The sequence below is a fragment of the Phormidium sp. FACHB-1136 genome (assembly GCF_014697375.1).
Taxonomy (GTDB): domain Bacteria; phylum Cyanobacteriota; class Cyanobacteriia; order Phormidesmidales; family Phormidesmidaceae; genus Nodosilinea.
Genome location: NZ_JACJRS010000001.1, coordinates 36,859 through 50,152 on the forward strand (window position 1 = coordinate 36,859; position 13,294 = coordinate 50,152).

Consider the following 13,294-nt stretch of genomic DNA (forward strand, 5'->3'; position numbering starts at 1 on the left):
CCCTTGCCTGCTCAACGGGTGTCAGCCCTATTCCCACTCGATGGTTCCAGGCGGCTTGGAGGTGATGTCGTACACCACCCGGTTAACGCCTTCCACTTCGTTGACGATGCGGTTGGAGATGGTTTCTAGCAGGTCGTAGGGCACCCGCGACCAGTCGGCGGTCATGCCGTCTTCGCTGCTGACCAGGCGCAGCACAATTGGGTAGGCGTAGGTGCGTTGGTCGCCCATTACCCCGACGCTGCGGACGGGCAGCAACACCGCAAAGGCCTGCCAGAAGTCGTGGTACATCCCCTGTTTGCTGATCTCATCCCGCACCACAAAGTCGGCGTTGCGGAGGATTTCCAGCCGCTCTTCGGTGATTTCGCCGATGATGCGAATGGCCAAACCGGGGCCAGGGAAGGGGTGTCGGCGGACAATTTCTTCCGGTAGGCCAATGTTGCGACCGACTTTGCGGACTTCATCTTTGAACAGTTTCCGCAGGGGTTCCACCAGCTTGAACTGAAGATCCTTCGGCAGACCACCGACGTTGTGGTGGCTCTTGATCTTCACCGCCACCCGCTCCCCGGTTTTGGGGTCTACATTGGTATCGGCGGATTCGATCACGTCGGGATAGAGCGTGCCCTGGGCTAGGTAGTCGAAGGGGCCGAGGCGGTTAGATTCTTCCTCAAACACGCGGATGAATTCGTGGCCGATGCGCTTGCGTTTTTCTTCGGGATCGGTGACACCCTGCACAATATTGAGGAACCGTTCCCGTGCCTTGATGTGTTCCACGGGAATGTGGAACTGCTCCTGGAACAGCTTCACCAGGCGCTCCGGTTCGCCCTTGCGCATAAAGCCCTGGTCGATGAACATACAGGTGAGTTGATCCCCAATGGCCTCGTGGAGCAAAAAGGCTAGGGTGGAGGAATCCACCCCGCCGGAGAGGGCCAGCAGCACCCGCTTATCGCCCACTCGCGCCCGGACTTCCCGAATCGCCTCTTCCACAAAGGCTTCCGTTGTCCAGGTGGGGTGGCAACCGCAAATGTGATAGACAAAGTTGCGAATCAGGGCAATGCCGCCGAGGGAATGCACCACCTCCGGGTGGAACTGCACACCGTAGAGCTTGCGCTGGTGGTCGGCAATGGCGGCGCAGGAGGTGTTGTCGGTGTGGGCGAGGACTTCAAAGCCGTTCGGTAGCTGGGTGACCGAGTCGCCGTGGCTCATCCACATGGTGGTGTTGTCTTCCACGTTGGTGAGCAGGTCGGTGGGGTCGTCGATGAACAGGCCCGCCTTGCCGTACTCGCCTCGCTCCGCCCGTTCCACCTGTCCACCCAATTGCTGCACCATGAGCTGCATCCCATAGCACACGCCCAACACAGGGATGCCCAGTTCCCAAATGGCAGGGTCGCAGTGGGGCGCTCCGGTGTCATACACCGAACTGGGGCCACCGGACAGGATGATGCCCTTGGGGTTGAGCTGCTTGAGTTGTTCGGCGGTGGTGCGGTAGGAGAGCACCTCAGAATACACCTCGGTTTCGCGGATGCGGCGGGCAATTAGCTCAGAATATTGGGAGCCAAAGTCCAAAATCACCAGCATTTGGCGGTTCACCTCTGGCAGAGAGGCATCGTCGAGGCGGGTGGTAGAGTCGGTTTGAAGGGTCACGGGGTGTTAATCCTGTAGGTTGACGACGGGGGTGACGAAAGGGCCAAAGCTCAAGGGCGCAGGGGCAAAGTGAGGGGGATTTTCAGGTGCCAACGTCCTAACAGCGAAGCAATCAAGCCAAGGATTTCAAGGCGCAAGCTGAGGAATGTAATCCGCAGCAAGCGAAGGATGTAAAGGGAGATTGGTAAAAAATAATCCTCTCAGTCTAACAAAACTTGCTGAAATAACGCCTGCCCAATGGTGCTGGTGGCAACAATCTGGCGCTGACGGTTGAACAGCATGGCCCCCACCCTCAGCCCTTGCCCCGTGTGGGCGTTGACGTAGGCCGATGCCCGTGCGTCAATCCGTTCTGCCAAACCCTGATACACCTGAGCGGCCAAGGCCTGATCGTGATCCCGCAGGAGGGTCAGCCCCGCTTCCACGGTTTCTGCATGAAAAATCGCCTGGGTGATGGCCAACGGCACCCCCGCCGCCGCGCAGTGGGCCGCTAAAATTTCCTGTCGCCCATCGGCCACATGGTGATGGGTGTGAAAAATGCCCCCCGCTAGCTTAATTAACTTGCCGTGGTAGCCCAGCAGCAGCACACCTTCCACGGCCAACTGCCCCGCCTCCACCAGCAGCGGCCCCAGCCAGTTGGCGGTTTTCACCCGACAATCAGGATTCATCCCCAGCTTGACAGCCAAATCCAGCCCGTTTTCCCCCACACAAAACACCAGGTGGCGATGCTGATCGGCTTTGTCTCGTAACCATTCCCGCGACTGTTCCAACTGTCCCGGCGCACTCAACGGTTCTGAAATCCCAGAGGTGCCCAGCAATGACAGCCCCTCCACCACCCCAAAGGCCGCATTGGAGGTGCGCTCCGCCAAGGCCCGACCCTCCGGCAAAATAATCGTCACCCGCAGGGTTTTCCCGTCGGGGATCAACGGCGTCAGATTATGGGTGATCACTGTTTTGGCGTAGCGATAGATGGCCGGAGCATCGCCCTGGTTCACCTGGCGACCGATGCCCTCGCCGCCTTCGAGGTGAATCACGTCGGTCTGGTCAGCCTCTCCCCAGGCCACCACCGACCACAGGGGCGTATGGCGGGTCAGGTCGAGGTTATCCCCCGGATCGCTGTGGGTGATGGCCAACACCGACCCATCGGGCAGGGGGGCCAACTGGGCAATGGGAATCTCGGCTTCCTGGGCGGGCTGCACCAAATCTAGCGTCACCGCCGAGGGGGAATCCGTGGGGGCAATCAACCGCCGCAGCGCCGCCACCGCCCCAGCACAGGCAAAAACGGGCAGCGTGTAACCAGAACGAGGAAGGAGGTTGCTCAACGTTTTTCGGCCTTCATTACCTTAACTTTAGCCACCCTGGTTGCACCTCTAGAGGGCAGCAATCGAAGGTGAAGCGATATAGTCCTTCTGGGTGGTTCTTCTGGGGTCTGCATCCATGCTTCCTATGGTATGTGGCTAGGGGATGCGGAGGTTATCTGTTGTCGTATGCGTTCAGACAGGGGCCGTCCGGTGCCGCCTCGGCGCACCATAATCAACTCAGCCGTGATGCTGACGGCAATTTCTTCTGGGGTGAGGGCTTCGATGTCGAGGCCAATGGGGCCATAGATATTTGCAAAACTAGCACGGGGCAGGCCCGATTGTTCGAGGGTTTGGTAGACCTGGCGGACGCGCTTTTCGCTGCCGATCATGCCGATGTAGGTGCAGGGGATGGGGCGGCGCACAAGCTGAGTGAGGGCTTCTAGGTCGTAGGTATAACCGCGTGTAACCAAGGCGGCGTACAGGTTTTGGTGCTTGGCTAGGGTGGCCAGGGCAGGCTCAATCGGTTGCGCCAGCCGATAGAGGGCCTGGGGATAGAGCCGCTCGTTGGCCCAGTCGGGGCGGTCGTCTTGCACGGCAATGGCAAACCCGGCAAGGTAGGCCACCTTGGCCAGTTGCACCCCCACATGGCCTGCCCCCACAATCAGCAGCAGGGGCGGCGGTTGCAGGGTATCTACAAAGGCAGCGGCAGGGTCAAGGTTGACGGGCGTTTCGCTGAGGTAGGGTGCTGCGTTGCCATCTAGGGGCGTCACCAAGGTGACGGCTTGCCCTGCCTGAAGCCGCTGCACAAGGGTTGTCGCCAGCGCTAGGGCCTCCTCTCCCTGCCAGCGCTCTAGCCACACCTGCATGAACCCGCCACAAACCCCCTGGGTCGTGCGATTCGGTGCGCCCGTCAGGTCAATGTCTACCCGCTGGGGCTCGCCCGTTTGCAGCACGACCTGGGCCTGGGCCAGCACCTTGGCCTCCCCCGCACCGCCGCCGATGGTGTTAAAGGCTTGGCCCTGGGCATCCACCACCAGCCGCGCCCCCACCTCGCGAGGCACAGACCCGCGCACGCTGACGACGGTTGCCAGGACGGCAGGGCCATAGGTCAACGCCTGAGCCAATTGTTGAAAGCAGGTGATCATCGCCGCAAGCGCTCAGATGTGTCCTTAATCTACAGCAATCTACCTAAAATCAACCGTTACACCGCCTACAGCCAACCTCTAACCACCCCAACGGCAGGGGGGGAGACTCCTCCGACGGAACCTATGGGCCGATCCGTCCTCCACAAATCGACATTTATGCCCCTATGTGGCCCCCAGGTTGCTACAGTCGATAGGCACGTTTGGTGATAGGCCAATAGACGAATAGGACAACGGCATGGACGGGTGGCGACAGGGCGATACGTTGGATTTAACCATTACCGATCTCACCAGCAGCGGCGATGGGCTGGGGCGCTGGCAAGAGCGGGTGGTGTTTGTGCCCGACACGGTGCCAGGGGATGAGGTGCGGGTGCGGCTGGTACAGGCCAAGCCCACCTTTGCACGGGGGCAGGTGAAGCAGTTGATTAGTCCCTCGCCGGATCGGGTGCGGGCGGCCTGCATTGTGGCGGATAAGTGCGGCGGCTGCCAGTGGCAAACCGTCAGCTACGAGGCCCAGCTTGCCGCCAAACAGCAGCAGGTAACTGATGCCCTGGTTCGCATTGGCAAGTTTGATGCTCCCAATGTGCTGCCGATTCTGGGCACCGAAGCGCCCCTGGGCTACCGCAACAAAGCCACCTATCCCCTGGCCCGTTCGCCGGAGGGTAACGTGAAGGCGGGCTATTTCCGCAAAGGCAGCCACAAGCTGGTGAACCTCAACCAGTGCCCGGTGCAGGATGAACGGCTGAACCCCCTACTGGCGGAGATCAAGAAGGACATCAAAGAACGGGGCTGGTCGATCTACAACGAAGACCGCCACCAGGGCCGACTGCGCCATTTGGGTCTGCGGGTGGGGCGGCGCACGGGGCAGATGTTGCTCACCCTGGTTTCTACGGCTCCCAATTTGAAGGACATCGAACTCCAGGCCCAGGAATGGATGGAGCGCTACCCCGACCTGGTGGGGGTGTGCGTTAACCTCAACCCCGACAAAACCAACGCCATCTTTGGGGCCGAAACCCTGGTCATCGACGGCGTGCCCTACATCGAAGAAGTCTTTGCCGACCTGCGTTTCCGCATCCACGCCACTACCTTTTTCCAGGTCAACACCGAACAGGCGGAGGGCATCCTTCAGGTCATCTTGAACGAACTGAAGCTGGCCGGAACCGAAACCATTATTGATGCCTACTGCGGTGTGGGCACTCTAACGCTGCCCCTCGCCAAGGTGGCCAAACGCTGCGTGGGCCTAGAGGTGCAGACCGAGGCCGTCGAACAAGCCCTGGCCAATGCGGGCCTCAACGGCATCGACAATGTGGAATTTCGGGCTGGCGACGTGGGCGAAACCCTGATCACCGCCGCCGAAAATCTGGCCGACCCGCTGGACATTGTGGTGCTCGATCCTCCCCGCAAGGGCTGTGACCGAGCTGTCCTCGATGCCCTGATAGCCCTCAAGCCCCCCCGCATCGTCTACATGAGCTGCGACCCCGCCACCCTCGCCCGCGACCTCAAAATCCTCCGTGAAGAAGGCGGCTATACGCTTACCCAGGCCCAACCCGCCGACTTCTTCCCCCAAACCCCCCATGTGGAATGCGTCGCCTTTTTAGTGGCGTAATTTTCAAAGGAGTTGCCCATGCTCAAGGGTATATTCGAGCGTTCGCCGCGCCAGCAGTGGTGTGCCATGAGTGACCCACAATACGATGCCTTTCTGAAAGCCTGCCTGCCGCTCGAAAAGCCAGGAGAAGCCGCCTACCGCCTTGCCCGTAGCTGGCACCTGGATGGCGCAGAGTATCGAGACATCATCCAACCAATCCCGGTCGGGACTGAGATTCGCACGGTCGGGGGCAAGCTCGTCACTCGTCCCCTGAAGATTTCCAACCAAATATCTACCCAACTGCACCCAGACGATGATGCGGCCCTACTCAAGGAATCTGATCGCCATGGTCAATCGCCCTCTGAGACTATCCGCCAATGGCTGACCTGCGCGGCCCAGATGCCCCCGGTCGGCCCAGCTATAGAAACGCCGGATGACCTGATAAACTGGGCGGCATCGCATCACGGTAACAACAGAATCTTGCTTGAGGCATTGATAGCAGAAGACCTCTATGGCCGAATCAGCTACACCCAGATTGTGAATTTCATCTGGAAGCTTAACGGCGACGGTAGGGCAACCCTATACGATGCTGATAGCTACAAAGGTTTCAAGCGCATTAAGTTCCCAAAAGGAAGATTTGTATGGGTACAGTTCCAAAGCCAACGAACCTAGTGCAGTGTCAAGACTAAGCTTAGGGCTTCGACAGGCTCAGCCCGAACGTGTCGTTTACGGTCGTCCTGAGCTTGTCGAAGGACTTTGCGGATATCTGCAACCCTAAAATAACCCTGACAAACCACTAGCCTCCTACGCCCTCCTCGTCGAAGATGCACGCCTCAAGGTACGCTATTTACCTATCTTCAGCGCTACACATCACGATTAAAAGACGTGGGATTTGCTCGTTTCCCTGTCGAAATTAGGTTGTTCCTTCCCAAATTCCTATGAAGCTCAGCACCATCGCCGAAAACATTCGGATTGCCGCCGCCACCAGCCTAGAAGCCAACCCCAGTCACGATCCCGACATTGCCGGGGTCGCCGCTGTGGATGAGGCCGTTGCCGGAACGCTGAGCTACATCGAAGGGGACAAATTTGCCCAGTTTGTGGCCACTACCGGGGCCAGCGCCCTGATTTTGCCCCAAAACGAAGCCCTCCAAGCCCAGGCCACCGAGCGGGGCATCGCCTGGATTAGCACTGCCGATCCGCGTCTGGCCTTTGCCCGTGCCATTGCCCTGTTCTATCAGCCCTATCGCCCCGCTCCCGGCATTCACCCCAGCGCAGTGATCGACCCCAGCGCCACCTACGGCGAGAACGTTTCCATCGGGGCCAATGTGGTGATTTCGGCGGGCGTTCACCTGGGGAACGACGTGTGCATCCATCCCAACGTGGTGATTTACCCAGGGGTGCGGGTGGGGGATCGCACCGTCCTTCATGCCAACTGCACGATTCAAGAACGCAGCCAAATCGGGGCCGACTGTACCATACACAGCGGTGCGGTAATTGGGGCCGAGGGCTTTGGCTTTGTGCCCACCGCCGAGGGCTGGGAAAAAATGGAGCAATCCGGCTACGTGGTGATTGAGGACGGCGTCCGCATCGGCGGCAACACCTGCATCGACCGTCCTGCCGTGGGCGTCACCCGCATCGGGCGCGGCACCAAGCTGGATAACCTAATTCAAATTGCCCACGGTTGCCAGGTGGGCGAGGCCGTGGTGATGGCCTCCCAGGTGGGCATGGCCGGGGGTGTGAAGGTCGGCAATCGAGTGATTTTGGCCGGACAGGTGGGCATCGCCAACCAAGCCACCATCGGCGATGGGGCCATCGCCACCGCCAAGGCGGGCATCCACAACGACATTGAACCAGGGGAAATTGTGACGGGTATTCCCGCCCTGCCCCACAAGGTGTTCCTCAAGGCGTCCGCCATCTATCGCCGCCTACCAGAAATGTACAAATCTCTGCAAAAGCTGCAACGGGCCTTTGAGGCCGCGAATTCCAAGCCTCCTCAGTAGATTGCCACGCCATTGAGGCGACTATCCCCATCGCCCATCTATGGGCCACCTATCAGCAACGATTAATCAATGTGAATCATCATCAGCGACATATCGTCGCTGGCGGTCGCGTTGACTTGGCGGTGCATCACCGATTGCAGAATGTAGTCCACACTTTTTTCGCGGCGAGCGACGGTGAGCAGGTCAATAAAGGCATCAAGGCCCAGGTATTGGTCGTTGTTTTGCAGCACCTCGTAGAGGCCATCGCTAAAGAGGTACAGGCTGCTGTTGGGGGGCACTTGGCAGCGCTGCCACTTATATTTGGCGTCGGGCATCATGCCAATGGGCATTCCAGGGGTGCGGAGGCGCAGGGTGCTTACAGTGCCGTCGTCGCCCACGGAGATCATCACCGCCGGGGGATGCCCCGCGCTGGCATAGAGCAGTTGGCGGTTGACGCAGTTCAGCACACCGTACCAAATGGTGAAGTACTTCTGGTTTTGATCGCCCATGGGAAAGGTTTCGTTGAGGGCACGGAGTACTTTTTCGGGACGATAGAAGCTGACATCTGGCAAGGATTGAGCCCGCAGCACGTTCAGCACGGAGGTAGACAGCAGGGCCGACCCCAACCCATGGCCAGAGACATCCAGCAGGTACATGACTAGGTAATCTGGATCGAGCCAGTAGTAGTCGTAGCAGTCGCCACCGAGCTGTTGGGAGGGACAAAAGCGCGCCTGAACGGGAATTTTTCCGGTTTGGTCGGGGGGCAGCAACGAGCGCACGTAGCTTTCGGCCTCAGCGAGTTCGGCCTCCATTCTCTGGGTTTGCTGGCGCAGGTCTTGGGTGAGTTGGTAGAGCCGCAGTCCGGCCCGCACACGGGCATTGAGCTCGTTAATGTCTACGGGCTTGGATAGTAAATCGTCGGCCCCCATTTCTAACCCAGTGACTCGGTCAGCGCTGCTGTAGCGGGAGGTAAGCAATAGTAACGAAGCAATATAAAGGGTAGGATGACGCTTGAGGCTGTAGCAAAAGGTCAGCCCGTCGATTTCCCCTGGAATATTCCAGTCGCAGATGATCACGCCGGGGAGTAGCTTCTCCGCCAGAGCCAGCCCCTCTTTGCCATTGCGTGCTGTCGTGACCTTGTATCCCTGGGCCACCAAGGCGTTGACCAAGAACTGCTCGGTGTCAACATCGTGTTCAATGATCAAAATATCGGTCATAGGCTCTCTAGGGCTACACCCTGGGGCGGCAGAAGAACGCGGCCAAGCAGGACGAGGGTAGAACGGCGGGGGATACAGTTTAGGTTTACTGCGCTACTCGCATCATTCAGGCATCTTTCACAGTCTATCCCTCATTCTTGCCTTAGATCCGGGTGGCCTTGACCGAAGCCCTTGTAACATTTCAATCGCTAACCATGGGGCCATACGCTGTTTGTCCAAAGCAAGTCCTCTCCCTCACCCTGCCAGGGGCACCTCCACTGGCCCCCTCCTCACTCCCAACTCCCGACTCCCGACTCTCCCCTCTCCCCTCTCCCCTCTCCCCTCCCCCCATCACCCTAGACGCCGATGTCTACTACCCCGATGGGCCAGGGCCGTTTCCTGTTCTGCTAATGCGGCAACCCTACGGGCGATCCATTGCCTCCACGGTGGTTTATGCCCATCCCACTTGGTACGCCAGCCATGGCTACATTGTGGTTATCCAGGACGTGCGGGGGCGGGGAAGTTCCAGCGGCGACTTTCGCCTATTTGAGCACGAGGCTGAGGATGGTGCTGCCACGGTGGAATGGGTGGCCAATCTGCCAAAAAGCAGTGGTGAGGTGGGCATGTATGGCTTTTCCTACCAGGGCATGACCCAACTCTACGCGGCCACCCACCGCCCAGAACCGCTGAAGGTGTTGGCCCCCGCCATGGTGGGCTACGACCTTTATGCCGACTGGGCCTACGAAAATGGGGCGTTGCTGTTGCAGGCTGGGCTGGGCTGGGCTTTTCAACTGGCCGCAGAAACCGCCCGACGGTCTGGCGATGCCGCCGCCTACCAAGCCCTCTACCAAGCCGGACACCACCTACCCCTGGATGGGCCTGTGCCCGCCGACCCCGCCCTGCTGCACGATCTCGCTCCAGATTCCTTCTTCCACGACTGGCGCAACCATCCCCACCCCGATGCCTACTGGCAATCCCTTCAGCCCGATTTGACCGGGGTGGATTTGCCCATGCTACACATTGGTGGCTGGTTCGATCCCTACCTGCGCGGCACCCTGCGTTTGTATCAGCACATGCAGGCCCAAGGTAACGCCCAACAGAACGCCCACCAACACCTGTGGATTGGCCCCTGGGGGCACCTGCCCTGGAGCCGTCGGGTGGGGATGAGGGACTTTGGGCCAGCGGCAGAAAATCCAGTGGATCGGCTGCAATTGCGCTGGTTTAACCAGTTTTTGAAAGGTCGAGATGAGGGCTTTGGTCAAACAGCCTCCGTGCGCCTGTTTGATATGGGCACAAACCGCTGGCAAGACTGGCCCCATTGGCCCCAGCCCGCCCCCACCCCCTACTTGTTGACCAGCACCGGACTGGCGGGAATGCGCCCCGACGATGGCCACCTGTGGCCCGATGCCGCCCCCCTAGATCCGGGCTACGACGTGATTGTCCATGACCCCTGGCGACCCGTCCCCTCTCTAGGTGGCCACAGCGGTGTGCCCTCCGGCAGCTTTGATCGTGCCGCTATCGATGGTCGCAGCGATGTGTTGACCTACAGCACCCCGCCCCTCACCGCACCGCTTCAGGTTGCCGGAACCCCTAGCCTTACCCTATACCTCACTGCCGATGCTCCCAGTGTGGATATCAGCGCTGTATTGTCCGAGGTCTATCCCGATGGCCGAGTCTTTAACCTGACCCAGGGCTACGGTCGATTTGACCTTTCCGATCTCCCTGCGCCTCTGGGAAGTAAGGCTCCCCATCCGGTTACGCTACCCTTGCAACCCACCCATTTCACCCTGCCCCAGGGCCACGCCCTCCGCCTGAGCCTCGCCACCGCTGCCTTCCCCGCTTATCCGGTCAACAGTGGCACCGGGGCCAACGGCAACCCTGTGCCCCAAATCGACCATCGCCTCATCACCCTGGCCCTGTGGCATGGACAGGGAACGGCTTCCTGTCTCCATTTGCCGATTGGGCCTGTGGTGCCATAGCCCAAGGAAATATCGCAGAAACTCTCGAGTGGCTTTCCTACCCTAGCGGATGCCGACTACCCTAGTGGGTAACGATTGGATGGAAGAACACAGAGCCAATGATTAGCCAACGATTGGCCAATCATTTCAGGTGAACCGGGGGTTGGAGGCCAGCGCACACACGAGTGCTAGGGCACACACTGAATTGTATACAATGGGCTTGGTACGTCGAAACAGCGCCAGCACGGTCTTCAGTGCGGATATATCACGGTTAGGAGAGGCTTAGATGTACAAGTTGAAAGTGGTCATTGTGGGAGCCGGAATTGGCGGGTTAACCACAGGCATTGCCATGAAACAGGCGGGTTACCAGGTCGAGGTGTATGATCGGGTGACGGAGCTGCGCCCTGCTGGAGCGGGGATTTCCCTGTGGTCAAATGGGGTGAAGGTTCTGAACCGCTTAGGCTTGGGCGAAAAGCTGGCGGCCATTGGCGGCGAAATGAACGCCATGGAATACCGCAGCCACACCGATGAACAACTCAGCTATGTGGATCTCCATCCCCTGTTTGAGCAGGTGGGACAGCGGCCCTACCCCGTGGCCAGGGCCGACCTCCAAGCCATGCTCTTAGAGGAATTTGGCCCCGAACATGTCCATCTGAGGATGCCCTGTGTGGCGGTGGAGCAGGACGACCAATCTGCCACCGCCATTTTTGAAAACGGCCACCGAGCCACCGGAGATTTAGTGATTGGGGCTGATGGCGTTCACTCCGCCGTACGCGCCCATGTGCTGGGACGGTCGGTATCCCGTCGTTATGCCCGCTATGTGAACTGGAACGGCCTCATTCCTGCTGATCCGTCCCTCTGCGCTAAGGATCGTTGGGTGATCTACGTGGGCGAGAGCAAACGCGCCTCCATGATGCCCGTGGGTGGCGACCGCTTCTATTTCTTCTTTGGTGCGCCTATGGTGGAGGGCACCCAGGTTGATCCGGCCCATCGCCGCGACGAACTAGCCGACATTTTCAAAGGCTGGCCCACCGCTGTGCAAGGGTTGATCGACGCCATCGACCCCACCACCACCAACCGCCTGGAAATTGGCGACATCGACCCCCTAGAGCGCCTGGTGCGGGGGCGCATTGCCCTACTGGGAGATTCGGCCCACGCCACCACCCCAACCCTCGGCCAGGGGGGCTGTCAGGCCATTGAAGGTGCTGAGGTGCTCACCCGCTACCTCCTTACCACCAATATCAGTGTGCCCGATGCCCTCCACCGCTACGAAAAGGCCCGCAAAGACCGCACCGCCGATCTGATTCTGAAGGCCCGCAAGCGCAGCAGCGTGATCTATGGCCACGAACCCTCTGCCACCCAGCAGTGGTATCGCGATCTCAAGCAAGAACCACCCGAATCGGTGATTAATGCTCTGGCCAAGGTGATTCTAACCGGGCCGATGGGCTGATGCCTGCGGCTTATACCAAATCCGACCCGTCCACCCCCGACATCTAGCGGGCGAGGAGATTTTGCCCCTAACGTTTGTGCGGTTAGGAATCGGGGTTTTCTAACTTGGTTTTGGTATAGCCCTAGGCTATTTCTAGGCCATCGATTCAGCCACCAGACACCCAAAAAACGCCCACGCTCGTAAAAGCATGGGCGTTGAGGAAGGGCGCTAAGGGCCAAAGACCGTTAGCTCATAGCGGTGCTGCTACGGTCGTAGGCGGCAAAATCGTGGGGGCGCTTGCCTTGAATGTGGCTTTCGTACTGGATGGCTTCATCCATCGGCAGACCGACTTCAGCGGCGAGACGCACCATCATGCCCTGTTCGCGCTTGCGGCTACGCTGGTGACGACGAATAAACAGGTTCCGGGCCAGTTCAGGAATACCGCTGGCACCGACATCAGCCATGGCCACGGGTGCTACCACGGCGGGTGCTACCACCACAGTTTCCGGTGCTGCCACGGGAGTCGTTGTACCCGTGTGGTAAGGCACACCCCGCCAGGTGAGGTCAGACGCAGGTTGGGCAGGGGGCTCGGCCACGGCACGAAAGGCCACCGCTGCCCCACGATAGGTTCCGGTATCAAAGGTCTCCCCCATCTTGGGCATGGGGTTGGGAGTATAGTCGTAGCTGACGCCGCGATAGGTCAATTTCATGGTGTCGCCTCCTAGAAGCGAATGGCGTTTAGAGGCGCGTTCCTTCGGGAAGATCCCTACTTCCGTCTCTTCACTGGCTTGACGTGTAGATAACCAGGCAGAAGAGATGAACGATTTCTGTCTATGTCTGTATCATAGGCTACGGTTTTAACTGAATCTGTTTTTTTGACAAATCTACATAACCTGCGTTCAGGTTAAGCCAAAGACGACAAGGGGGATCTCCCAGCCTTTTGCCAGTGGCAACGAGATCTGTGTACTTATTAGTAGTCCAATCTGGGAGAGGGACTTTGCAGGATCTCTCCGGATCTCCTCATCCCTGATCAACCTTAATTTTCTAGATCGAAAATCGGCCAAGT

General features: G+C 59.2%; 10 protein-coding genes and 1 riboswitch. Of the genes, 5 read left to right on the forward strand and 5 right to left on the reverse strand.

What is annotated here, in order from left to right; all coding sequences use genetic code 11:
- Positions 1-27 precede the first annotated feature (27 nt).
- The 3 genes from guaA to H6G62_RS00160 all read right to left on the reverse strand — a co-directional run bounded on the left by guaA (position 28) and on the right by H6G62_RS00160 (position 4,084).
- Positions 28-1,641 carry a glutamine-hydrolyzing GMP synthase gene (gene guaA / locus H6G62_RS00150; protein ID WP_347239257.1) on the reverse strand — a complete coding sequence of 538 codons (1,614 nt, stop codon included), beginning with the start codon at positions 1,639-1,641 and terminating at the stop codon, positions 28-30.
- 200 nt (positions 1,642-1,841) lie between these two features.
- Positions 1,842-2,960 (reverse strand): cobalt-precorrin-5B (C(1))-methyltransferase CbiD, encoded by a 1,119-nt coding sequence (gene cbiD, locus H6G62_RS00155; protein WP_190492086.1) that lies wholly within the window; start codon positions 2,958-2,960, stop codon positions 1,842-1,844.
- A gap of 122 nt (positions 2,961-3,082) precedes the next feature.
- The gene (locus H6G62_RS00160) at positions 3,083-4,084 is read right to left on the reverse strand and encodes an XdhC/CoxI family protein (RefSeq protein WP_190492087.1); all 1,002 of its coding nucleotides are present in this window, start codon (positions 4,082-4,084) and stop codon (positions 3,083-3,085) included.
- A gap of 235 nt (positions 4,085-4,319) precedes the next feature.
- Here H6G62_RS00160 and rlmD point away from each other — a divergent pair, with 235 nt between their 5' ends.
- From rlmD to lpxD, 3 genes are all read left to right on the forward strand, one after another.
- Positions 4,320-5,687: a 23S rRNA (uracil(1939)-C(5))-methyltransferase RlmD gene (gene rlmD, locus H6G62_RS00165; RefSeq protein ID WP_190492088.1), complete on the forward strand. Its 1,368-nt coding sequence runs from the start codon at positions 4,320-4,322 to the stop codon at positions 5,685-5,687.
- An 18-nt stretch (positions 5,688-5,705) separates the two neighbouring features.
- Positions 5,706-6,338, forward strand: coding sequence for a hypothetical protein (locus H6G62_RS00170; RefSeq protein ID WP_190492089.1), 633 nt, complete (start codon positions 5,706-5,708; stop codon positions 6,336-6,338).
- A gap of 266 nt (positions 6,339-6,604) precedes the next feature.
- Positions 6,605-7,666, forward strand: a complete 1,062-nt coding sequence (gene lpxD / locus H6G62_RS00175) for a UDP-3-O-(3-hydroxymyristoyl)glucosamine N-acyltransferase (RefSeq protein WP_190492090.1) — start codon at positions 6,605-6,607, stop codon at positions 7,664-7,666.
- 62 nt (positions 7,667-7,728) lie between these two features.
- Here the strand turns inward: lpxD and H6G62_RS00180 are convergent, their stop codons facing one another.
- On the reverse strand, positions 7,729-8,862 hold the full coding sequence (locus tag H6G62_RS00180) for a SpoIIE family protein phosphatase (protein WP_190492091.1): 1,134 nt from the start codon (positions 8,860-8,862) through the stop codon (positions 7,729-7,731).
- A 194-nt stretch (positions 8,863-9,056) separates the two neighbouring features.
- Here H6G62_RS00180 and H6G62_RS00185 point away from each other — a divergent pair, with 194 nt between their 5' ends.
- Together H6G62_RS00185 and hpxO are read left to right on the forward strand one after the other, a co-directional pair.
- Complete coding sequence (locus H6G62_RS00185; RefSeq protein ID WP_190492092.1) at positions 9,057-10,820, forward strand: CocE/NonD family hydrolase; 1,764 nt, start codon at positions 9,057-9,059, stop codon at positions 10,818-10,820.
- 265 nt (positions 10,821-11,085) lie between these two features.
- Positions 11,086-12,249 carry an FAD-dependent urate hydroxylase HpxO gene (hpxO, locus tag H6G62_RS00190; RefSeq protein WP_190492093.1) on the forward strand — a complete coding sequence of 388 codons (1,164 nt, stop codon included), beginning with the start codon at positions 11,086-11,088 and terminating at the stop codon, positions 12,247-12,249.
- Between the two features lie 224 nt (positions 12,250-12,473).
- Here the strand turns inward: hpxO and H6G62_RS00195 are convergent, their stop codons facing one another.
- On the reverse strand, positions 12,474-12,938 hold the full coding sequence (locus H6G62_RS00195) for a DUF4278 domain-containing protein (RefSeq protein WP_190492094.1): 465 nt from the start codon (positions 12,936-12,938) through the stop codon (positions 12,474-12,476).
- A gap of 33 nt (positions 12,939-12,971) precedes the next feature.
- A riboswitch (Glutamine riboswitch) is annotated at positions 12,972-13,053 on the reverse strand.
- Between the last annotated feature and the right edge of the window lie 241 nt (positions 13,054-13,294).

Coding starts and splice junctions, on each gene's coding strand:
- H6G62_RS00180 (WP_190492091.1), bottom strand. CDS start 8,862: ATGACCGATATTTTGATCATTGAACACGATGTTGACACCGAGCAGTTC.
- rlmD (WP_190492088.1), top strand. CDS start 4,320: ATGGACGGGTGGCGACAGGGCGATACGTTGGATTTAACCATTACCGAT.
- H6G62_RS00160 (WP_190492087.1), bottom strand. CDS start 4,084: ATGATCACCTGCTTTCAACAATTGGCTCAGGCGTTGACCTATGGCCCT.
- H6G62_RS00185 (WP_190492092.1), top strand. CDS start 9,057: ATGGGGCCATACGCTGTTTGTCCAAAGCAAGTCCTCTCCCTCACCCTG.
- hpxO (WP_190492093.1), top strand. CDS start 11,086: ATGTACAAGTTGAAAGTGGTCATTGTGGGAGCCGGAATTGGCGGGTTA.
- lpxD (WP_190492090.1), top strand. CDS start 6,605: ATGAAGCTCAGCACCATCGCCGAAAACATTCGGATTGCCGCCGCCACC.
- H6G62_RS00195 (WP_190492094.1), bottom strand. CDS start 12,938: ATGAAATTGACCTATCGCGGCGTCAGCTACGACTATACTCCCAACCCC.
- H6G62_RS00170 (WP_190492089.1), top strand. CDS start 5,706: ATGCTCAAGGGTATATTCGAGCGTTCGCCGCGCCAGCAGTGGTGTGCC.